Source organism: Ruminococcoides sp., from assembly GCF_057037865.1.
Genome location: NZ_DBLZMS010000001.1, coordinates 1 through 22,233 on the forward strand (window position 1 = coordinate 1; position 22,233 = coordinate 22,233).

Consider the following 22,233-nt stretch of genomic DNA (forward strand, 5'->3'; position numbering starts at 1 on the left):
ATTAACACCTTTTAACAATGCCGTTTGAGAAAAGCACAGTATTCCTGAATTTGTAAGTCTATTAACTTTCTCTATTGCATATTCTGTTAATTCTAAATGAGAATTAATGTGAAAGACCATAAATAAAGTTTTATTAATTGATTTTAATTTATTAATAAAATATTCTGTAATTAATTCAGGACAATATGTTAATACTCTCGTATGTATTCTAATGATTTTTACGCTTTCTATTTTACTAACTTCCATAATCATTGATAACAAAAGATCTATATTTATAGCAAATGGATCTCCACCAGAAAAAATTACTTCATTAATTTTATCATGTTCTTTAATATACGCTAATACAGAATTAAACTCATTAATACTTAAATCAGAACTATCAATAATATTTTTCCTAAAACAAAATCTACAACTTCCTAAACATCGTTCAGTAGGAAAAATCAAAACTTTTGATGGATATCTATGATACAATCCTTTAATCAAATTAATTTCTCTATCTTTTGAAACATCTGTTATGATATTAATTTTATCATTTTTCTCTAAATTCTCATTGTAAAAAAATTGATTTGTAAGTCTATTATCAAATTTTGAATTTATAATAACATTATTTAAGTATCTTGTAATATTTTCTCTATACATTTTTAGCTCCTATACATTATAATTAGAAATATCAATTTTATTATTTTTATTGTTAATATTTGAATTCCAAAAATCAATAAACTGTTTCCTAAATCCAATCCGTTTGTTTAATCCAAATTCAATATTAAACTTTAAAGTTCTATCTCTTACATCCATTATATCAACAGCAATTGCCATTTCATTCACCGAAAATGGATTAAACAATATTTGTTCAGTAGACCAATTAAAATCGCTACTATTAACTGGTAAAAATTGCACTTGGTTATTCAAATCTAAAATATTTTTACCCTTTTTATTAAAATACATTTTATATAACCTGAGCATCTCATCTCTTTTAAGATTATTATTTTCACTGTTTTTGTAAATATATTTATATTTGCAATCACGATCAATAACATTATTCATAACAATCGCATGAAATTCCTTATCATCAAAATCCCAAAGAAAATCTGGCGTTATAATCCATATTTCTTTTGCAGATTTTTCTATTCTTCTTGTAGTGTTTTCATTCCATAACCATTGCGATTGTGATGAAAACTTAAGTACACCTCCGAGTAAATTTAAAAATTGTTCTTTTATGTAATTCACACAATCTTGATACTTTTTAAATGGAGTAATTTTATATTGTGATAACTCTAAAATAAAATCATAATATTCCTTCTTTTTAATAGTAGATTTTGAATTGATTTTTTTATTTTCAAAATCACGCCATACATTTTGTTTGATAAAAACAAATATAGGCAAATTTAATTCTTTGGCTCTTTCATATTCTCGATGTATAATTGATTTATTATCAATTACCGTACCGTAATTATTATCTAATATTAAAATAAAAACATTTGCTTTTTTTACTGCATTTATAGTCTCATCAACAATGCTAAAATCCTGCATATTATCATAAGGAAAATTATAGGATTGAAACTCTATAATGTCATAATTTTCTTTTTTCAAGTCTTCAATAATAGATTCTCTATCAGTTTTTGTATTTTCATCCATTGTAGAACTAATAAACAATTTTGGAATCTCTAACCAAGTTACATCTAAAAACATATATATGCTCCTTTAATTCTTATATGGATACCACCATTCACGTTTTTTTAAAGTCATATCGAAATTCAATACTTTTACATTCATGGAATTTTTAACTGAATCAAACGACAAAGAAAATCCCATTCCACTATCCTTAATTCCGTTCCACGGAACTTGGGGTAAAGGTAAATTCACTTCATTAAGCCACACCATTCCGCAATTAATATTATTAGCTATCCTTTCAAAAGTACCTACTGATTTTGACCAAACTGTACAACCCAAACCAAAACTAGATTTATTAATTATTCTTTCTATTTCATCATAGTTTTCAAATTGCCCTAAATATACTATAGGAGCAAATAACTCTGGTAATGTATTCATATAATCAATATTTTCACATTCTAATACAGTAGGATATAAAAAATTACCATTAATTAATTCATTATTTGTTACTTTTTTCCCTCCAATTAATAGTTTGCAACCATTTTTTATTGATGAATCCACTAGATTTAAAATACTTTGCAATTTTTCTTCAGAAATAAGTGGAGAAATTTCTTTAACGACACATAGCTTACTAACTTTTTCTATATACTTTCTTTTAAATAATTCATACATCGACTTATGAATTAATATTTTTTCTGTTGAAACACAAACCTGTCCCGCATTAGAAAATGCTCCCCACAATAGACCGTCGACAGCTAAATCAATATCTGAATTATCACATACTATAGCAAAATCACTTCCACCCAATTCCAAATTAATTTTCTTTAACTTAGTAGAATTTGATTCATAAATATTTTTTCCTGCATTTTGACTTCCAGTAAAATCTATTGCATTTATATTTGTATCTCTAACTAGAAATTTACCAACACTACCGTCTCCAGTAATTATATTAAACACTCCTTCTGGAAAGCCAGCATTTAAAAATAAATCAAATATAAGTTGTCCAGTTTTGGTAGAATATTCTGAGGGTTTAAATACTATTGTATTTCCAGCAATTAATATAGGAATTATTGACCATATAGGCAATTCAAAAGGATAATTCCAAGGCTTTATAACCGCATATACCCCTCTTGGTTCATACTTTAAAATAGTTTTTTTTCCATGCCATATACTATTATCTAAATTTACCTCTAATCCATTACTCAAAATGTCATAGGATTGTTCAATATAAAATTTTATAATATCATAACTCTCTAAAACCTCTGTCTCAGCTTCAACATATGGCTTTCCTACATCAGTACATATACATTTAATAATCTTTTCTTTGTCTTTTAATATTAAATCTAATAATAATCTAATTTTTGTTATTCTTTCTTCAAAAGTTGTTTTCTTCCATTCTTGAAATGAATTTTTTGCCTTATCTGTTACTGATATTATTTCGTTAATTTTGTAATTCTTTACATTATATAAGATTTCATTGTTAAAAGGTGATTTTTTTGTAAAATAAGTATTCTCCATTTTTATTTCCTCCTGAAACTTATTGTAGTGCCATTATATCACCCGTGTGATAAATTTACAATATTAAATAAACAATTAAATAGTTTTTGTTTAATCAAACAAAAACTTGTCGAAATAATTGTTACAATTTACTATATAAGAATTATAAAAGTGAAGTATCAAAAAAATGAAACTTATTTGTTTTACCTATGATTTATTTTCCCTATCCCCACCACACTACTAGCACTGTATGCATCGCACACACACAACAGTATACTATACTAAAGGTTTACTGCAATTATATATAGATAAATATTACATGTAGCTCCAGCAAGGTCTCGGGAGTTATGCCGAGACCTTGCTGGGGCGTAAAACTTAATATAAGTGCAGTAAATTGCGTTCTTTCAACGTAGGCTGTTGTGTGTTTAGGTGTACTAATAATATGTACCATTCAAATAAGATACGTTTGCGTACATGTAATTAGCATAATAAATTCCATAGTAAATATTGACTATTTGCAATTTTAGATGTATAATTTCATTATAATTCTAATAAAGAAATAATATGACAAGATAATGATTTTATTTGTAAAATAATGATATGCTTATTTTGAGAAATGTCGTTGTCCAATTACCAGAATGACTAGTATTTCTTAGAAGCTCGTGCCGCGAGGCGTGAAGGTTCAAGTCCTTTTACCCGCACCATTTTTATTTTTAAAATGTACAAGCCACTTTTGTTTGTTGGACAAGAGTTTACAATAAAATATTATTATGAGTGCGTCAGTCTTTTTTAGGATTTTTAAAGAGACTGACGCACTATTTTTACATATTATTACATTTATTTTAATAGAATAAATTAAGGAGTGGTTTGTGTGAGTATTATTAAAATGAATGATTTTTTTAAGATTTCTATTGCAGAAGCTTTCGATGAATATGAACTGCATTGTAAAGCTAGAAATTTATCTAAAAACACATTAAAAAGGCATTTGGAAGATTACAAATATTTTGACAAGTATTATGATACCTACAATATGTGTTCAACAATTGGTGAAGATATAATAAATCGGATATAAGATCTATCTTCTAAGTCAAAATATATCAGATAAAACCGTTGAAACAAGAATAAAAGGTATTAGAGCTTTTTTATATTTTTGCATGGATAAGGGGTATATAAAAAAATTTAAAATTGAAAATATAAAAACTGATGAAGCCATCAAAGAACCTTACACCGAATATGAAATGAATCTATTATTGAAAAAGCCAGATTTAAAAAAATGTAATTTTTCTGAGTACAGAAACTGGGTTTTAGTAAACTACTTTTATTCTACACGGTAATAGACTAAATACTGTTAGAAATATTAAAATAGAAGATTTAGATTTAAAGGAAAAATGTATGTTTTTAAGAGTTATTAAAACAAGACGTCAACAAATTATTCCATTAAGTAATACGATGACTGCAATCCTTACTGAATATTTGAGATATAGAAAAGGAAATCCAGAAGATTACTTATTTCCCACTATTCAAAATAAACAACTATCGCCACGTGGACTTGAAACAGCAATCGGAGAATATAATTTAAGACGAGGTGTTACCAAAAAATCTGTACATTTATTTAGACATACATTTGCTAGAGATTGGATTTTAGCAGGTGGTGATGAGTTTACATTACAAAATTTACTTGGACACACAACATCTGATATGACAAAACATTATGTTAATATATATGGTAAAGATTTAAAAAACTCACAATTTTATAATCTTAATCCTCTTGACAGACGTTCTACAATTAATTCAACTATAACTATGAAAAAAGGCAAAAAATAATTTTATTCAAGCCAAAAAAAGCAACAGTTACTTAGCAAATGTAACTGTTGCTTTTCGCTTGAATTTGATGTTATTACACAGACAATGAGAGCTTATGCAATCACTCATTGCCTATCAAATTGAAAGTAGTAAATAGCTGATTTTGTATTTGGTTTGTTCACTGTCTCCTTTATAAGGATTTTCCATAAGTTCAACTCACCAGATGGTGAGTTGGGTGCGTCATTACGATATCTGAGCCAACGATTTGCAATGCCCTTGCCGGAACTCAAAGGCACTCTCACCGACATAGGCACAGAGGAACTTAATCATCTTGAAATGATCGGTGCAATAGTATATCAGCTGACGAAAGACCTCACCGAGGATGAAATCAAGGAACAGGGATTCGGTGACTATTTTGTTGACCACACAACCGGAATTTTCCCACAGGCGGCAGCAGGTTTTCCCTATACAGCTGCATCAATGCAGGTTAAAGGCGATCCGATAACCGACCTGCACGAAAGTATGGCGGCTGAGCAAAAAGCCCGAACGACTTACGATAACATCCTCAGATTCTGCGATGACTACGATGTAAAAGATCCGATTCGCTTTCTGCGTGCCCGTGAGGTTGTCCACTACCAACGTTTCGGCGAAAATCTCCGCCTCTTAACCGATAAACTCAACGAAAAGAACTTCTACGCCTTCAACCCCTCATTCGATAAAAAATGCTTTAAAAATGAACTGAAAAAGAAGAAGTAACCAATAATTCACAAAAAGACTCCCCATAGACTTCGCAATGAAATCTATGGGGATTTTTGTATAACAATCCAGAATTAAATACAATTAACATTATCGCCAGACAGAAACTTTTCTATTACTTCTGCAATTTTAGCACTCTCAGTACATGTCAATTTATTATTATCCGAGTTATTTCTTATACATTTTATAAACTCAGCCAATTCGTAACGAATACCGTCACCTTCAAATTGGTAAAAATATTTTTTATTATTTCTAAAATCCTCTCTTCTAACTTCAAAATAATCCATTTTCCACCATGGAGAGGGAACATATATATATCCGGTGGTACCTGATATAATCAAATCACCTTCTGATTTTACACCAATTCCCACTTTTAACGATGCTTCAGCATTCGGATATAGCATATTGATTTTGGTATAAATATCAACATTATTATCATCAAATGAAGAAATAAAATTTATACTTTTTTCATTTTGACCTAAGATTGACATCACAGCAAAAATAACATAAGATCCCCACTCAATCAAGGCTCCACCAGACTTATTTTTATACAACCATTTTGGATTATTTAAAGATATATCAGTACATGTTGCTTCTACACCCTTTACTTTACCAATAATTCCGCTTCTAACTAACAAACACATTCTTTGAAAAGCAAGTGAATACGCTGTTTTAAGCGCTTCACACAAGATAACATTATGATCGTTTGCTAATTGATATATCAATATAGCATCTTTCCTATTTAATGATATAGGAGTTTCTATAAATACATGCTTACCACATAAAATTGCAGTTTTTGCAAATTTAATTCTCGTATCGGGACTTGATATTATGTAAACAGCATCTACTAAACTAAGCATACTTTTTAAATCATCATGCACTTTAATAAAATCATACTCAGAGATAAATTCAGGAACCTCATTAACGGCAAAAATATCAGTAACGCTAACACCACTAATATACATACTCTCACCAATAAATTTTTTTAAAGTCGGTGACTCCCCAATAATTCCAATTTTAACATTGTTCCCTTTTGAACGCAATTCTGTACTGGAAATACCTTTTGTTCTTTCCAAATACACAACCTTGCAATAATCGTTTAAATAATCAAATTTTCCTTTCCAATCAGAACCAACAGTAAAAATATCTATACCATATTTTTTATGTCATCAATTTTTTGGCCATCATATTCTTCTATTATAATTTCATCGGCAAGCCCTGTAGCTTTAACAGCTTCAATTCTTTCGGTTAAAGACTGTTGAACTAGCAATTTACCACGAGATCTATCATAGTTTTCAGAAGTAACCCCAACTATTAAGTAATCCCCTAAGGCTTTGGCTCTTTCAAGTAACTTAATGTGTCCGTAATGTAAAAGATTATATGTTCCGTATGTAATGACTTTAGTCATTTTGCTTTCCTCCAAAACGAGTAAAGTCTTAAATCAATCCTCGTGCCTGCATATCTTCTAATGCCTGAATCAATACATCATTTTCGCTATGATTTAAATAGCCAATATGTCCTACCCTAAATACTGTATCCTTTTTATCTCCTCCATTTGGACAAACCCAAATTTGGTACTCATCCTTAAGTATTGAAAAAATATCACTTGCCTTTGCAGTTATAGGATGAAGTGATGTTACAGCATTGGACGGACTTTCAGAAACAAATTCAAATGGAAGTCCTTTTATTTTATTTCTAAAATCTCTAGCTTGAGATGCCACCCTGTCGATTTCAGCACTTGCGCCACCTTGAGTTTTAATTTCATTTAACCTTACACTGATTTGTAATAAAATACTAACCGCAGGTGTGAATGGAGTTTGACCACGTGTTCCGTTTTTTAATGCATCTGATAAATTAAAATACAAAGATTTTACTTCAGATTTATTCACACGACTAATTGCATTTGGAGATAATACAATAATTGATATTCCTGGAGGACATGCTAATACTTTTTGCGAACCTGTGATCATTACATCTGCACTACATGTTTTCATATTAAAAGGATCAGCAAGAAACGATGACACACAATCACATACAAAGAACAGATTGTTTTTTTGCAAAACTCTCCAATCATTGTGGTATCATAAAGGACTGCCGAAGAAGTTTCATCAACATTAACAAGAAGCCCGGTAAAATCCTGTTCATTATATTTATACAACTTTTCTTTAGTGAGTTTTTCTCCAAAATTTAAATTCAAAGATACAAAGGGAATCTCATGTATCTTACAAATATCAACAAAACGCTGACCGAAACTTCCTCCGTTTATTACTAATACCTTATCATTCTCCGAAAAGCAATTCATTACGGTTGCTTCCATTGAACCTGTACTGGAACAAGTCATAAAAACGGCTCTTGAATCATTCGGCGCATCTGCATATTCAAGCATTAAGCTTTCATTATCTTTCATTAATTTCGAAAATTCCGGTGTTCTAAAATAAGGTACTTGTTCTGATCCAATAGATCGAACACTTTCACTAGATTGAACCGGTCCTACAGTGAAATTGATCATTGTCTTTTCTCCTTTAAAAATATAAATAATTAAAAAAAGCAAAACAACAGTGTTTCTGATTTATTTATTATGTAACTCTATTTCTCGCTGATATTCCGAATAATCTTTATACAAATCAAATATTATGTCACCTAAAGTATCAGCATGACCACCTCTTTCATTTTCTGGAGGAGGAGTCATGTAATCACCATACATATTATGCAAAAAACTGTCATAATCACTGTAAGTATTAAAATATGAGTCTTCAAATTTTATACTGATATAACTTTCAATAAGAGAAGTTGATCTAATAGTTGCGGCGTCCATAGAATACCATATTTCGCAACAATCTTCAAATTTGTTTGGAGCCAGCATAATATTATGCTCATTTATCCTACATATCAATCTACGAATATCCCTTGGTATAGCATAAATCAACTTTAATTTTAAACTTATCGGTTCATCTAATGCTTTGGCATATGTATCATGCAGAAGCATTCTATTCAAAGCCAAGGCTTTCTTCTGTTTATTTCTCTTTTTAGGATCATTGCTAACACCAACCAATGGAAATATGTCAATATGTATTCCAAAGTGAATTCCACATTTACACTCTCTTATTGGCATCGATGTTGTACCGTTAGCTCTTATTTGTGTCCACATTTCAGAATAATTCTTATCTGTTTTGTAGTTTTGGACAAAATATTTCTCACCCAACTCATGCTGTGCTAACTTCAAAAATTTTTTATAGTCTGAGAGTGGCATATCAACATCTATATCATCATCCCATGGAATGAAACCACCGTGTCTGACAGCACCAAGTAAAGTACCAGATGAAATCATATATTTAATATTATTATTATCACATACCCTTACAACATCTTTCAGTATTTGTAAATCAAATAATTGTACTTCCCTCAACGAAGGCATTATTATTCTCCTTTCGAATTATGAACTAAGACTTTGTACAGTATAACAAAATATAATTACCTGCTTTGACGCTTTTACAAGTCAACATAAAAATTTTTTATAGATTTACTTGGATAGTATAAAAACATTCTATTTAAATCATTTAATCCATCATAAAAATATCTCTGGTATACACTTTATCTTTAACATCATCAAGAATTTGGCTATATCTGTTAGCAACAATTGCGTCACTTTTAGCTTTAAATTCTTCTAAATTATTGACAACACAGCTTCCCAAAAAGGATTCTCCGTCATTCAATGTTGGTTCATAAATAATAACTTCTGCACCTTTTGCTTTAATTCTTTTCATGATACCTTGTATTGAACTCTGTCTGAAATTATCACTATTACTCTTCATAGTTAATCTAAAAACGCCGATTGTAACCTTTTTTCTTTTGAGGCATCGTACTGACTTTCACTATCATAATCATAGTATCCTGCCATTTTCAGAACTTGACTTGCTATGAAGTCTTTTCTTGTCCTATTGGATTCGACGATTGCAGAAATCATATTTTGAGGAACATCGTTATAATTTGCCAAAAGCTGCTTTGTATCTTTAGGTAAACAATATCCACCATATCCGAAACTTGTATTATTATAGTGATTACCGATTCGAGGGTCAAGGCATATGCCGTCAATGATTGCCTTAGTATCAAGATTTTTCATTTCGGCATAGGTATCTAATTCATTAAAGTATGAAACTCTGAGAGCCAGATATGTATTTGCAAATAGTTTAACCGCCTCTGCCTCTGTAGAACCCATAATCAGTATATTTACTTTATCATCAAGAGAACCTTGTTTCAATAATTTGGCAAATAAGTTTGCTGCTTCAACAACTTTTTTGTCCGATAAATCCGTACCGACAATAATTCGAGAAGGATATAGATTATCGTATAATGCCTTTGATTCACGTAAAAACTCGGGACTGAAAATTATATTATCAATATCGAACTCTTCTCTTATATGCTTAGTATAACCTACCGGCACCGTTGATTTAATAACGATGATAGCTTTGGAATTGATTTTTATTACTTGTTTTATAACATCTTCAACAGCAGATGTATCAAAATAGTTTTTCTTTGGATCATAGTTTGTTGGTGTAGCTATTACAACAAAATCTGCATCTTTGTACGCTTTTTCACAATCTAAGGTAGCGTACAGATTTAGATTATTTTCCCTGAAATATTTTTCGATATATTCATCTTTTATCGGCGATATTCTGTTGTTGATTAGTTTTACCTTTTCGGGAATGATGTCAACAGCAATAACTTCGTTGTGCTGAGACAGCAAAGTAGCGATAGACAAGCCAACATACCCTGTTCCGGCCACAGCTATTTTCATTTTTTAATCACGCCTTTCGCTTTTTTAATTTATTCATCAGGTTTCTAATTGGTACACGAATAGCATCCTTCTCGTAATCATTCATAGAAAAAAACCAACTGCCAGTTGAGTATAATAACGCATATATCAAAACAGCAAACAAAAATGCACTCCAGGAATAAAAGCTTATAAAATTTGACACTACAAATGTAATCACACACAATAAGGTTGGAATCCATGACATACATAAAATATTCTTCCAAAACAAAGGAATATTGATTTTAGTAACTTTATAATAATATATATTCATTATTATTCCCTGACCTAAAACATAGGATACACAAGAACACAATGCGGCTCCAATACCACCCAAATAAGGAACTATAAAATATGTGGATACTGCATTTAAAATAGCTATTGCTAAGTAAACCAAAGAACGAAATTTGTGCTTATTTTGTGCTATAACAATTGTCAATCCTGTGTTTTGAATATATGGAATTACCAGAGGAATCATTGTTAAAAGTGATATATAATAAGATTCGCCATAACTTTCACCCGCCCACATAATTAAAAATGGGTAACCAAAAGCTATAAAACCAGAAACTACTAATGCCAATAAAAGGTACTGTAATCTTCCGATTCTGATAAATACTTCTGACAAAGCCTCAGTATTATCACCGTCCAAAGTAACCATTGAATTGATTTTAGGACCTATTACACCGGATACTGCTTGCGACAACTGCATCAATATATTATTAAATGTTGAACCGACATTATAAATAGCAACAACTACAGTTCCTACCAATGCACCTAAAATAACCTTGTCCGTAGCCCAAAACAGCATATCTACCAAAGTTCCTATAAATATGTACACTGAAAATACAAGCAGCTCTTTAATAAATGCACTTTCAAACCGTACAAACTTTGGCGTTATTTTTAAAACTTTAAAACAATAATATATATTGATAGGGCATGCAATAAAATTAAGTAACAAGCCTGAAAAGGTCATACCAATTGAGCCGAATCCAAAGTATAGCAGTACAATGTTAACAACAGGTGCTAAAACTGTAGAAAAAATGTCAACAACTCTTCTAAATACAAATCTTTCGTATGCAGTGATAATTGATGAAAAAACACTGATTGGGAATGCAATGGCCGTGTTAAACGCCATCATAATAATCAATATTTTTAACTTATCAACTTCCTGTGGGGTCAATCCTTTAGAAAAACACGCATCTGTACATAACACTAAAACAAATCCGCCAATAATTACCAAAGCAGATACTATTCCATATATGACCAGAAAAAGCCCGAATACACTTCTTACCTGTTTTTTTTTTCCTTCTGCTCTATATTTACATATGTATCTGATGATGGTACTGCCGAATCCAAAGTTCAGCAATGACAAATACCCAACTATGGAGTTTGACAAGCTGTACAAACCATACTCAGCCTGTCCAAGCATTCTTAACATAATAGGGGTATATATCATAGGTATAATACTACCTATTGCAAGATTAACATATGATAGTAATGTACCCGCACGAAGTTGATTAACTTTCATTACGCAATCTCCTTAATAATGCACGAAATATTCTCTTTAATTGATTAGTTTTTCTGCCACTTTTCTGTATTTGCTTAATAAGCTTCTTACGATTCAGTGGATATATTTCACCATAATGTAAATTTCTTAATACTGTCTTATATTCGGAAGCAGCATTTGAATTATGCCCATAATCCATAACTGAATTGAGCTGAAAGTTATCATTCAACTCGGAATTTTTTAATAAAGAAAATTCATAATTTTTCTTTCTGCCATCAAAATATTGAGCAACACAAATTTTATCAACATCAATACGCTCGTAGTCGATTGTCTCTGAAATAAGTTTAAATATTTTCTCACCTAAATTCGTCCTTATAATAACGGAATTGCTGCCTAAAGAAGACGAATTTTGATCTGTATAATTGTCGCCTAAAGAAATATCAGCAAAAACATTTAACTTATCAACACAATAAACACATCTTTCAGGTTTAAAATAGTCTTTAATTTTAACTCGTTCTGATTTATTTTTAAAAACACATTTCCCGTCAGAAAAATAAAATTTCATATTTCCCGGCCAACCGCCACTATCTTTGTTTTTAAAATTAAATTCGGATATATCTCCGTAATTATCAAATAACATATCGCTGTAATATTCCCAGCAATTGTAATTATATACCTGATCACAAAATAAGCCCAACAACAGATAATTATTTCTGTTAAGCTTAAACTTATCTATAACATTCAATATTCCACGCACAGCACACGAAGTGGCAATTATTATTACCCTGCTATCATGGTTATTCAGAATGAAATCGACTAAATTTTCATGTGATACAGGTATATACCTTGATTTAGTATATTTTTGTGTGCTTATATCATTTAAGTTATAAGAGTGTTTGTCATACTTATTTGTTTTTACCTGAGAATGGTAATTGTATGTATCCACAGAAAAAACATAATCATAATAATCGTGTAATAACAGATACTCGACAATTGTAGTTATCACACCGCCGGAAGCACTAAAATGACGAATATCACTGTCTTTACTCCAAGCGTTTATTGCAAATTTTAAATTTCCAGTCATAGCTTGGTGCAAGTTATTTTTTTCATAACTATGCTGTACAGACGGACATACCTTATAACATTTTCCACACGATACACAGGCATCGGAAATTTCAGGAACAAACATTCCGTTTTCTCTTATGTATTTTATAGCATTTACAGGGCAAACATTTTTGCAAATACCACAAGAACAGCATAAATTATTATCTCGTATTTCAGCAACAGATTTCATTTAGTTCTCCAAATTTATATCATCAAATATATTGTGTTTTTGTACTTGATTTAATTCTTTAGAAATAATTTCCGATTGATTTGAATGATTATTCAGCAAATCTTCCGCGGCACTTAATAATTTTGATATATCAAAATTATTTCTCACATCAAAGCAGTATTTTTCTTGATGAAAGAGTTTGTGAAGATCTAAATACTTCACTGCCCAACCCATTGTTAGGCACGGAACCGCATTCTTATATGAATGTACAACAGAGTGAAAACGGGATGCGACTACAAAATCAAATTTATTTACAATATTGCTAAATTCAACACATGATAATTCCTGTTCAATCAAAAAGACATTGTTATTATGGAACATTTTAAAGATTTTATCACAAATATCAATATCACTATTGGAATGTCTTAAAATATATACATTCTTACCGTATACTATAAATTTATCTATTAACGATTTGTATGCCTCAAGCAAAATTTTTTCAGAGCATACTACTGAGTTCCTAACATTTGGGATTATTGCGATACTATTTGTTTTTACATTAAAGTCACACGACATCGGAATATTTTTGTATACGGAGTTCAAATCAACACTCTTATTATTCAGTACAAGGTCATAAGATATTTTAACATTTTTTAGGTTAAATTTCTCTATCAATAAGTCGTACCCCTGTTGCTCTCTTGCGTATATTGTGCTTGCATACTCAAGTGCCTTTTTAGTTCTTTTTAACAAAGACTTATCAAATGTTTTAAAAGGACCAAACGATTGGGGCATAAGATACACTTTTATGCCAAAATACTTTGCACACTCAATTCTATATAAATAATGTTCAATTTCGCACTTGTTCCAAGCATCACCAAGTCCGTAACCGCTAATATCAATCATCAAATCAACATCACGGAAAAATTCTTTCTGCTTATCATTCTCTTTCTTATCATAACCTTTTACCATGTAATATATATTTTGTTTTAGATTATTTTTTCTGATAACATCTACAACCGTACCGAATGTTCTTATGTTAAAACAAAAAATATTTTCCTGTTCAGAATCTGTATAAAAATCTGAAATTACAAAAATCTCGTGATTCGGAAACCTTTTGTGCAGTTCTGAAACACAAATAAATACCATAGATTGAGCGCCTTTATTTCTAAACTCTCCGCCTGTAATAACAATTTTTCTCATATATTCTCACTCTACATATTATTTTCTTAATTTATGTACTTTGGCACACATACTAATTAAAAATTTAGGTGCATGCAAATATTCAGCAATTTTCTCGATTGGCAGTCTATCTGAAAAATCGCAATAAAAAGTATAATACATTTTTAACTTTTTAATAAAAGAATAATGCAAAAACTTTGCTTTTTCATAATGTGTAAGAAAATGACCTTGCGGATTGTTTAAAAATCTATTATTTGCGCCTTTGACGGTAAGTCCATCGTCAAGATACTCCCATATCCAAATAATATCCTCAAAAACTCTTATTTTAAAACCATCGTGAGCCATTCTGTTCCATGGAATACAGGGAGTAATGAAATTTTCACCATCAAACTCAGGATAAGGATATTTTTTAAATATATCCGTCCAAAATACTTCTGCTCTCTCTCCGTCAATCGGATATTTTGTCGTTTCAGGATAACGCTCAAAAAATGTTGCATCTCTATACGGTTTATTATACCAAGGGGATTTTGGATCATCATGCCAAGTAGTGTTTCTTGTTTCTGTGAGTGATTGTCCACGATTGGCAACTATTCCACAGTAATCAGGAAGATTTCTTATAGATTCCATCCAGTCATTTATTTTTTCACAGGCATCATCAGTCAAATAATCATCCGAATCTATTGTAAAGAAAATTTCGCCTCTGGCAACCTCTAATGCACGATTAGTGGCTCTGCATTTACCTCCGTTTTTTCCCTTTATATATATAATTGGGAAATCTTTATTTTCGGACTTCCAAATATTCACAAGGTTTTCAGTATCGTCAGTTGAACCATCATCAAATATGATCCATTCAAAATCCCTGAATGTTTGTCTTTTTATTGATTCATATAATCTACTTATAATGTATCCCCTGTTATATGTTGGGGTAAACAATGTAATCTTATATTTATACTTCATATTTTTCACCATGTCTCAAATTAAAGATATCCAAATTTATCCTCTAGTTCTTTTCTCATTTGTTCTTTTCCTTCAGCTGAAGCGTTAGGCCAATCATACCATCTATATTTTCTAAATATAGGGTGAGATATCTGGTTATTCTTATGTTTTTTTGAAAACTCATCAAAACTGCAAATATATTTCGCGGGATTTCCGGCATAAACACTGTTACTGGGTATATCATGAGTTACAACGCTATTTGCACCAATAACAACATTATCACCAATTCTGACATTACAAAGTACAACAGAATCTGCTCCTATAAAAACATTATCGCCTATTTTTACAATTCCCAATTTTGTATGCACATCTTCTACTAATGCAGTACTGGCATCATGTGCTAACAATCTTACATTTGAGGCTAATGTTACATTATTTCCTATTGTTATAAGCCAAGGGAAATTCATATCAATCGGATATCCGCTATTAAATTTTACATTATCACCTATCACAGCACCTAATTCACGATAGTAATTTGAATCCATTTTTACATTACTATATCCTATAACTTTCTTAATCAATTCTTTAATACTCATAATTTATTTCTCCAATATATCCGCAATTCGTTTGCAAGCAAAGCCGTCACCGTATGGATTTGACGCTTTGCTCATTTTTTCGTATTCTTCACTGTCTGTGAGCAATTTTTTAAACTCGTTGTAAATTATGGTTTCATCCGTACCGACTAATTTCAGAGTGCCCGCTTTTATGCCTTCCGGTCTTTCTGTTGTATCACGCATAACAAGAACAGGTTTACCGAGGGAAGGAGCTTCCTCTTGGATACCGCCGCTGTCTGTCAATATAAGATAACTTCTTGAAAGGAAATTATGAAAGTCAAGTACATCAAGAGGTTCTATGATATGTATTCTGTCATCATTCCCAAGTTCCTCACCGGCAGCTTTTCTGACAACCGGATTCATATGAATCGGATAAATAACCTTTACATCAGAAGTTTCATCGACAATTCTTCTGATTGCTCTGAACATATTGTGCATCGGTACACCAAGATTCTCTCGTCTGTGAGCCGTCAACATAATCAATCTGCTGTCAGATGCCCATTCGAGTTCAGTTTGTGTATAATCAGATCTTACTGTGGTTTTCAAGGCATCAATCGCAGTATTACCCGTTACAAATATATGGTCAGGATTCTTACCTTCGTTGATTAAATTATTCTTTGACATTTCTGTAGGCGCGAAATTATAGCTTGCCACTATACCAACAGCCTGTCTGTTAAATTCTTCGGGATACGGTGAATATATGTTATATGTTCTGAGTCCTGCCTCAACATGACCGACAGGAATCTGCATATAAAAACACGCAAGAGCCGTGACAAATGTTGTTGATGTATCGCCGTGAACCAACACAACATCAGGTTTTTCAATCTCAAGTACTTCCTTGATTTTGTTTAAAATATTGGTTGTTATATCAAACAATGTCTGCTTATCTTTCATTATAGACAAATCATAATCCGGCACAACATTGAAGATTTCAAGCACCTGATCAAGCATCTGTCTGTGCTGTCCGGTTACGCAAACTTTTGTTACTATATTTTTTCTGCTTTTTAGCTCATTTACTAACGGACACATTTTTATAGCTTCAGGTCGTGTACCAAACACTAACATTACTTTTTTCATTCTACATCCCTACATTTAAGCAATTTCTTAATAAACAAGTTAATTTTGGAAATGTAAGATACAATTTCATCCAAAAAGCTTGTTTTCCTTTAACATAATTAAAAATATTACCTTTATTTTTGTATTTTAGATTTTCCTTTATATTATCAATAATATATTTTTCCGCTTTTGAACGCAAAGCACATTGCATCTGATACATACAAGTTCCCATATAAATGCTGATAGCAGTATCGTAATATGCAGAAAAATACCTTTTTACATAATCGCATCTTTGTCGATTTGCTTCTAAAACATCAAGTCTTTTTTCAGAAAAGCCACAACCCATAATGCTGTTATCTCGCTGTACATAATAGTAAAACGAATCAACAATAACAGAAGTTTTTCTTGTTTTCCCGAACACTTGATAAGACCAAAATACATCTTCGTGATATTTGCCTTTTTCAAATAAAATATCTTGAATCAATTCTGTTTTATACATTTTATTCCAGACATGCTGCTTCAGTTTTCCGTCAATTATGATTTCAAACATTGCTTCATTTGTGTCTAATATTTCATTCTTATCAACTTTTGACTCAGATATTACCGTACCCTTTTCGTCAACCCATTTAACGCCACAAGAAACAACCTCGCTGCCATCTTTTAGCATTACGCCATACATTTTATCTATCATATTGCAATGAATGTAATCATCGGAGTCAACAAACACAATGCACTCTCCGGAAGCAATCTTCATACCTGCATTTCGTGCATCTGACAAGCCACCGTTTTTCTTATGTACAACCCTTATACGAGAATCCTTTTTAGCAAAGTCATCACACATTTTTGGACAGTTATCAGGCGAACCGTCATCAACAAGAATAATTTCAAGATTTTTATATGTTTGATTTATAATTCCAACAACACAGCGTTCAAGATAATTCTCAACATTATAAATCGGAACAATCACACTTATCAGCGATTTACTATCCATATACTAACCTTCAAGAACTTTCATAATTGTTTTAGCCGGATTAAATTCATCAATCGGCTCATTTTTTACATTACCAAAATCATTGTTCTCTATTAGCTTAATTGCACGTTCAATATCCTCAACTGTATTTTCACAGAATATATATCTGTTAAATTGTTCAAAATATGATTTTAACACTTTCTTTTCTTCGTCTGTACCATCAAGAATAAATAGAATAGTTTTATAGGTTGCGGAATATTGATATATTTTTCCCGGAATTTGTCCGCCCTTTCTGTTACACAAAAAGACGAGCACATTAGTTTTATCTTCAATAGGTTTAAGCTCACCTAATTGCAACCTTGGATAAATTGTTATTTTATCTGTTTGAGCAAACAGATTGCTGGGATTACCACAAATGTTCACGTTGACACCTATATTTTTAGCAGCCGCATAAAACGGTGCCAAATCTCTACTTACAGGAGCATAATCACCAAAATAGCCATAATTATTATATTTATTCACCGTTGAACCTTGTTCATCATTTTTATAATAAAACGGCAAAGGCGCCCAATACATTTTGTGAGCAGACTCAGGGAAAATTTCTTTTTGATTTTTCAGAGTCAACGGACTTACATAACATACTCGTTGTGCATATGACAAAAGTCTTTTTTCTTCTTTATATATTTTTTCTTTTTCGTTAAATCCATAGACATCAACGTACCACGGATCTTCCCAAACCTGAATCCATTTTTTAGTCTTTATATGACCTGCTTCCAGTAAATTATAGGTTAATAAATGGCTTGTTACAGGAGTAGAAAGAGATAAAACAATATCATACTCTGTATCAGATTTAAATTTCTGAGCTTTTTTTACAAATTTTGAATATATACCGTGGATGCCATAAGATGACAATACAAAATTTTTGGTAGAATTCACAAGTTTCGATTTTATGCTTAATTTACTTTCATTTGTAGAATAATCCGTCCGTGCAAGAGAAGCATTATCTTCTTTACTCTTGCTTTTGCTTATTGACATTTTTTCATAAATTGTTGTTCCGTAATAATATATACACTTAACAGAAGAGGGAATTATCATTGATTTGTCAACATCGTATTCCTTTGGATCTGCACTTAGCAAAGTCACTTCATATCCTAAATTGACCAATCCTCGTATATATGCCATATGGCATAAATTAGCTGAAGAGTTTCTGGTAACACAATCTCCGTTTATAACAAGTACTTTCATAACAATACTCCGGTTTATAATATTTTATAGTTTAGCAATTGCTTTTCTAATCATTTTTTCAAGCGAATCAAACAGCTTTGATACTAGGTGATCAATTCTGCAAACTTTAAACAATTGTCTTCTAATATAATCGATTATCACGCATACCGAAAAAATAGCAACAACAACAAACAATTGATAAAGCACATACCACCAAGCATTAACATTACTTGTAATGCCGATAAATTGCCACCATTTTTCAATACATACATCTGCGTGTGCATGTATAAGATACACACCAAAAGTTGAAGCAGACACAGCACTGATGAATTTTGAAAATTTAGTAGTGGAATCAATTTTGTTGATATTTAAAAACATCAACAACAACGATACTGATGCGACATATGCAAAAATTGAGTCATATCTCCACCAGTTATCAACAGCAGATTTCAATAAAGCTATGTTAAGCACATTGGATACAAACAGCCCTATTACCATCAAAGCCGGACAAATTAAAAATATTGCAAAATATTTTCCCACTTTCCGTTCGGTGTGTAATGGCGTCTGAAATAGGAAGCCGTAAAGTACAAAAATGTAAACCATGCTAAACCCCATCCATTACCGGAATTCATACCCTCAAATGCCGGATGTATGGATATCCAAACTGAAAGAAGAAAAAACAAAACCAATAACAAATTTCTATGTTGTTTTTTAGTCATTGCGTTAATTGCAATATTATAAAATGGCGACAATAAGTACATACCAAAATATATTGTTATAAACCAATATCTGCCGGTTATAATAGGTACAAAACAAGAAAGGATAGATGTTATAGAAAAATCAACTTGACCGAGCAATATCATAACCACTCTTATAACCAATGCATAAAAAACTACCTCAACCCATAAAAGCCCTAATTTTTTCAATTTAAAATAAGAAGTTACGAGAAAATATCCCGAAATAAGTATAAAACAATTGACGCATACTTGAACAAGAGCATATAAAAATTGCTCAACATAATAAATAGATGTTCCGGGCACAAGAGTTTCGTACAAACCACTATGGTCAATAGAATGGAGTAAAATTATCATTAACATAGATACTATCCTTAACCATTCAAGTCCCATATGTCGTGTTTTAGTTTTTACAGTTTTAATCGATTTTTCCATTTCAATCCCATTTCTCTTCTATTTTTTTGGCAACAAATTTCCAACAAAATCGTGAAGCTTCATATAAGCTATTTTCCATTTTCCATATTTTTTAACAGAGCCATCTGTATTTTTATTAATTACTTTCACTATATCTTTAGCTAAATTATAATAAACAGGCTTTGTGAAATGGTTTATATGGTCATAAAAGTCCGAACTGCTCTTAACATATTTATTGACATCAATCAATTCAACATTTTTAGTTTCGGCTGCCCAATTTCTTAATAAATCATTAGTTTGCTTATGAATAATATGCCTGTCCTTATAAGCTGCATTATCCCCCATATCATACGGAATTTCCACACCAAGCATTATTGCCATTACGGTGTCTGAATTTAAATGGGAACGAATATATTTATAATTTTCAAGAATTATATCCGGAGTATTTCTACCTAAAAATTCATATTTTTGCGAAAAAGAATCCAAAAATTCTTTTGTAAAATTAAATCCACCGGTGCTGCAATTTTGATTAATCAGCTTTTCATAATTATCAGGGTTTGTCATATCACTTGTGTATTCAATAAAAGCAAGTTCTTCTCCTGTGCCTTTTCTTTGATACACTCCAAGATTGCAATCCTGAAGATAGCTAAGCACAACAACTTTATATGGCAACTTATATATATTGTTATTATAAGCACCCAAATCCATAAAAGGAAGTTCATTTACTATCAGCTCTTTTTGTTTATCCGATAGAATATTTGCCTCTACAATATGCGTTGTATGTGCTGTACTTTCAACAACTGCTCCATTATCTAACACATATGTAAACTCAGTATCAATACATTCTGACTTTTCAATAAACGGAAAGATTTGGAACAAGTCACAAGGTCCCTTGATAAGTACCTTATGCTCACCTCTGCTCCTTATTTCAGCACCCTTTTTGTCGGCAGATTCCATACTTTGATTTATCCAAAATGGCAATTCTGTTGTTGAAAGGTTACTTACAACATCTCCGACAATCTTCAGTACAGGTCTTTTTAAATAGTTGTATGTGTACTGTTCTATTCCCATGCCAAGTGTACGACATGAAAACAGAAAATGTTCACAAACATTGTCTTTTATTGCAAAAAAGCCAACAATACCGTAATCACCAAAATCATCTTTAACAGAAATATAACCGCAATTATAGGATCGGTTACTAAATAAAACTTTTAATGTTTCGACAGAATCCCTTTTTTTAGTAAAATTCAACTGATTAGAACGCATTACCAAATCATGTATTCTCTCAACATTTTTCAAACAATCATTATGTATATCTAATTTTATATGGCTGCTCGCTAAAAATTCTTCATTAGAATTATAATTAAGTTTATCAACAGCTTTTTCTTCAAGTATTTTATATTGGTTAAGTCTCTTATGAGATAAATCCGAAGGAGTCTTGCTGTCAACCCAAGATATTAACTCCGGAATAATATTCGGCATTGCTGTCAATAATTGCGGAGAAAAATATTTTGCTTCTTCAAGATTTGAGGAATTATCATCTATAAATAATACATTTTGAGTTCTAAGCTGCATATCGGAAATTATTTTAGATATTCTGTTACCTTTTGGTGTCCAGTCAATTGAAGGAAAAACAAAATATTCTTTTATTCCATATTTTTCAAGTTCAGTATTAACCTGTGCCTCATCATTTTTGCTGCAAATAGAATTTACAATTCCTATATCCGTCAGTTTAATAATTAGATTTTTATGTTCATCAGGTAAAACAACACTTTCTTCAGATAATGTACCCTTCCAAAGTGTTTCATCTAAATCCCAAATAATCAATTTAATCTTACTAAAATCCATT

22 protein-coding genes and 1 pseudogene are annotated in these 22,233 nt (G+C 31.2%); 3 read left to right on the plus strand and 20 right to left on the minus strand.

The genetic code is table 11. The annotated features are described in order from the left end of the window. From AC2HW8_RS00005 to AC2HW8_RS00015, 3 genes are all read right to left on the minus strand, one after another. A partial coding sequence (locus tag AC2HW8_RS00005; RefSeq protein ID WP_484326966.1) for a radical SAM protein occupies positions 1 to 639 on the minus strand: 639 nt, incomplete at its 3' end. 9 nt (positions 640 to 648) lie between these two features. Beyond that, positions 649 to 1,689, minus strand: a complete 1,041-nt coding sequence (locus AC2HW8_RS00010) for a DUF4062 domain-containing protein (protein WP_293641477.1) — start codon at positions 1,687 to 1,689, stop codon at positions 649 to 651. A gap of 12 nt (positions 1,690 to 1,701) precedes the next feature. After that, the gene (locus AC2HW8_RS00015) at positions 1,702 to 3,129 is read right to left on the minus strand and encodes an aldehyde dehydrogenase family protein (RefSeq protein WP_484326967.1); all 1,428 of its coding nucleotides are present in this window, start codon (positions 3,127 to 3,129) and stop codon (positions 1,702 to 1,704) included. An 850-nt stretch (positions 3,130 to 3,979) separates the two neighbouring features. On the opposite strand from AC2HW8_RS00015, the gene AC2HW8_RS00020 reads away from it, so the two are divergent. The 3 genes from AC2HW8_RS00020 to AC2HW8_RS00030 all read left to right on the plus strand — a co-directional run bounded on the left by AC2HW8_RS00020 (position 3,980) and on the right by AC2HW8_RS00030 (position 5,667). Beyond that, positions 3,980 to 4,180, plus strand: coding sequence for a hypothetical protein (locus AC2HW8_RS00020; RefSeq protein WP_195230980.1), 201 nt, complete (start codon positions 3,980 to 3,982; stop codon positions 4,178 to 4,180). Between the two features lie 248 nt (positions 4,181 to 4,428). Next, positions 4,429 to 4,932, plus strand: coding sequence for a tyrosine-type recombinase/integrase (locus AC2HW8_RS00025; protein ID WP_484327070.1), 504 nt, complete (start codon positions 4,429 to 4,431; stop codon positions 4,930 to 4,932). A 153-nt stretch (positions 4,933 to 5,085) separates the two neighbouring features. Then, the gene (locus tag AC2HW8_RS00030; protein ID WP_293601184.1) at positions 5,086 to 5,667 is read left to right on the plus strand and encodes a manganese catalase family protein; all 582 of its coding nucleotides are present in this window, start codon (positions 5,086 to 5,088) and stop codon (positions 5,665 to 5,667) included. 74 nt (positions 5,668 to 5,741) lie between these two features. Here AC2HW8_RS00030 and AC2HW8_RS00035 read toward each other — a convergent pair whose 3' ends face one another. The 17 genes and pseudogenes from AC2HW8_RS00035 to AC2HW8_RS00115 form a co-directional block, all read right to left on the minus strand. Then, on the minus strand, positions 5,742 to 6,743 hold the full coding sequence (locus AC2HW8_RS00035) for a Gfo/Idh/MocA family protein (RefSeq protein WP_484326968.1): 1,002 nt from the start codon (positions 6,741 to 6,743) through the stop codon (positions 5,742 to 5,744). Between the two features lie 71 nt (positions 6,744 to 6,814). Next, complete coding sequence (locus AC2HW8_RS00040; protein ID WP_412961837.1) at positions 6,815 to 7,075, minus strand: adenylyltransferase/cytidyltransferase family protein; 261 nt, start codon at positions 7,073 to 7,075, stop codon at positions 6,815 to 6,817. Positions 7,076 to 7,103: 28 nt separating this feature from the next. Beyond that, on the minus strand, positions 7,104 to 7,691 hold the full coding sequence (locus tag AC2HW8_RS00045) for a pyridoxal-phosphate-dependent aminotransferase family protein (protein WP_412961839.1): 588 nt from the start codon (positions 7,689 to 7,691) through the stop codon (positions 7,104 to 7,106). Further along, a complete protein-coding gene (locus tag AC2HW8_RS00050) occupies positions 7,658 to 8,176 on the minus strand; it encodes a pyridoxal-phosphate-dependent aminotransferase family protein (RefSeq protein ID WP_412961841.1) in 519 nt (172 codons plus the stop codon). Before AC2HW8_RS00050 ends, AC2HW8_RS00045 begins: the two co-directional genes overlap by 34 nt. Before the next feature lie 60 nt (positions 8,177 to 8,236). After that, on the minus strand, positions 8,237 to 9,082 hold the full coding sequence (locus tag AC2HW8_RS00055; RefSeq protein WP_412961843.1) for a LicD family protein: 846 nt from the start codon (positions 9,080 to 9,082) through the stop codon (positions 8,237 to 8,239). 142 nt (positions 9,083 to 9,224) lie between these two features. After that, positions 9,225 to 10,462, minus strand: a pseudogene (locus AC2HW8_RS00060) (nucleotide sugar dehydrogenase). A gap of 7 nt (positions 10,463 to 10,469) precedes the next feature. Beyond that, positions 10,470 to 12,005, minus strand: coding sequence for a lipopolysaccharide biosynthesis protein (locus AC2HW8_RS00065; RefSeq protein ID WP_484326969.1), 1,536 nt, complete (start codon positions 12,003 to 12,005; stop codon positions 10,470 to 10,472). Then, a complete protein-coding gene (locus AC2HW8_RS00070) occupies positions 11,995 to 13,278 on the minus strand; it encodes a Coenzyme F420 hydrogenase/dehydrogenase, beta subunit C-terminal domain (RefSeq protein WP_484326970.1) in 1,284 nt (427 codons plus the stop codon). The genes AC2HW8_RS00065 and AC2HW8_RS00070 overlap by 11 nt, the downstream gene beginning before the upstream one ends. Further along, positions 13,279 to 14,457 carry a polysaccharide pyruvyl transferase family protein gene (locus tag AC2HW8_RS00075; protein WP_484326971.1) on the minus strand — a complete coding sequence of 393 codons (1,179 nt, stop codon included), beginning with the start codon at positions 14,455 to 14,457 and terminating at the stop codon, positions 13,279 to 13,281. Between the two features lie 18 nt (positions 14,458 to 14,475). After that, a complete protein-coding gene (locus tag AC2HW8_RS00080; protein WP_484326972.1) occupies positions 14,476 to 15,393 on the minus strand; it encodes a glycosyltransferase family 2 protein in 918 nt (305 codons plus the stop codon). Positions 15,394 to 15,413: 20 nt separating this feature from the next. Beyond that, the gene (locus AC2HW8_RS00085; protein ID WP_484326973.1) at positions 15,414 to 15,968 is read right to left on the minus strand and encodes an acyltransferase; all 555 of its coding nucleotides are present in this window, start codon (positions 15,966 to 15,968) and stop codon (positions 15,414 to 15,416) included. Between the two features lie 3 nt (positions 15,969 to 15,971). Continuing rightward, positions 15,972 to 17,063: a non-hydrolyzing UDP-N-acetylglucosamine 2-epimerase gene (gene wecB / locus AC2HW8_RS00090; protein WP_484326974.1), complete on the minus strand. Its 1,092-nt coding sequence runs from the start codon at positions 17,061 to 17,063 to the stop codon at positions 15,972 to 15,974. 1 nt (position 17,064) lies between these two features. Then, entirely contained in the window at positions 17,065 to 18,033 is a 969-nt protein-coding gene (locus AC2HW8_RS00095) for a glycosyltransferase family 2 protein (RefSeq protein WP_412961857.1), read from the minus strand. A 3-nt stretch (positions 18,034 to 18,036) separates the two neighbouring features. Further along, positions 18,037 to 19,257 (minus strand): hypothetical protein, encoded by a 1,221-nt coding sequence (locus AC2HW8_RS00100; RefSeq protein ID WP_484326975.1) that lies wholly within the window; start codon positions 19,255 to 19,257, stop codon positions 18,037 to 18,039. A 24-nt stretch (positions 19,258 to 19,281) separates the two neighbouring features. Beyond that, positions 19,282 to 19,776, minus strand: coding sequence for a hypothetical protein (locus AC2HW8_RS00105; RefSeq protein WP_484326976.1), 495 nt, complete (start codon positions 19,774 to 19,776; stop codon positions 19,282 to 19,284). Continuing rightward, on the minus strand, positions 19,749 to 20,405 hold the full coding sequence (locus AC2HW8_RS00110) for an acyltransferase family protein (RefSeq protein WP_484326977.1): 657 nt from the start codon (positions 20,403 to 20,405) through the stop codon (positions 19,749 to 19,751). The genes AC2HW8_RS00105 and AC2HW8_RS00110 overlap by 28 nt, the downstream gene beginning before the upstream one ends. Positions 20,406 to 20,423: 18 nt before the next feature. After that, positions 20,424 to 22,232: an HAD-IIIC family phosphatase gene (locus AC2HW8_RS00115; protein ID WP_484326978.1), complete on the minus strand. Its 1,809-nt coding sequence runs from the start codon at positions 22,230 to 22,232 to the stop codon at positions 20,424 to 20,426. Position 22,233: the final 1 nt, after the last annotated feature.

Excerpts from the sequence above, each read along its gene's own strand:
- AC2HW8_RS00070 (WP_484326970.1), bottom strand. The coding sequence starts at position 13,278 with ATGAAATCTGTTGCTGAAATACGAGATAATAATTTATGCTGTTCTTGT.
- AC2HW8_RS00055 (WP_412961843.1), bottom strand. The coding sequence starts at position 9,082 with ATGCCTTCGTTGAGGGAAGTACAATTATTTGATTTACAAATACTGAAA.
- AC2HW8_RS00010 (WP_293641477.1), bottom strand. The coding sequence starts at position 1,689 with ATGTTTTTAGATGTAACTTGGTTAGAGATTCCAAAATTGTTTATTAGT.
- wecB (WP_484326974.1), bottom strand. The coding sequence starts at position 17,063 with ATGAAAAAAGTAATGTTAGTGTTTGGTACACGACCTGAAGCTATAAAA.
- AC2HW8_RS00065 (WP_484326969.1), bottom strand. The coding sequence starts at position 12,005 with ATGAAAGTTAATCAACTTCGTGCGGGTACATTACTATCATATGTTAAT.
- AC2HW8_RS00040 (WP_412961837.1), bottom strand. The coding sequence starts at position 7,075 with ATGACTAAAGTCATTACATACGGAACATATAATCTTTTACATTACGGA.
- AC2HW8_RS00100 (WP_484326975.1), bottom strand. The coding sequence starts at position 19,257 with ATGAAAGTACTTGTTATAAACGGAGATTGTGTTACCAGAAACTCTTCA.
- AC2HW8_RS00115 (WP_484326978.1), bottom strand. The coding sequence starts at position 22,232 with ATGGATTTTAGTAAGATTAAATTGATTATTTGGGATTTAGATGAAACA.
- AC2HW8_RS00075 (WP_484326971.1), bottom strand. The coding sequence starts at position 14,457 with ATGAGAAAAATTGTTATTACAGGCGGAGAGTTTAGAAATAAAGGCGCT.
- AC2HW8_RS00095 (WP_412961857.1), bottom strand. The coding sequence starts at position 18,033 with ATGGATAGTAAATCGCTGATAAGTGTGATTGTTCCGATTTATAATGTT.
- AC2HW8_RS00080 (WP_484326972.1), bottom strand. The coding sequence starts at position 15,393 with ATGAAGTATAAATATAAGATTACATTGTTTACCCCAACATATAACAGG.
- AC2HW8_RS00015 (WP_484326967.1), bottom strand. The coding sequence starts at position 3,129 with ATGGAGAATACTTATTTTACAAAAAAATCACCTTTTAACAATGAAATC.
- AC2HW8_RS00085 (WP_484326973.1), bottom strand. The coding sequence starts at position 15,968 with ATGAGTATTAAAGAATTGATTAAGAAAGTTATAGGATATAGTAATGTA.
- AC2HW8_RS00050 (WP_412961841.1), bottom strand. The coding sequence starts at position 8,176 with ATGATCAATTTCACTGTAGGACCGGTTCAATCTAGTGAAAGTGTTCGA.
- AC2HW8_RS00110 (WP_484326977.1), bottom strand. The coding sequence starts at position 20,405 with ATGGAAAAATCGATTAAAACTGTAAAAACTAAAACACGACATATGGGA.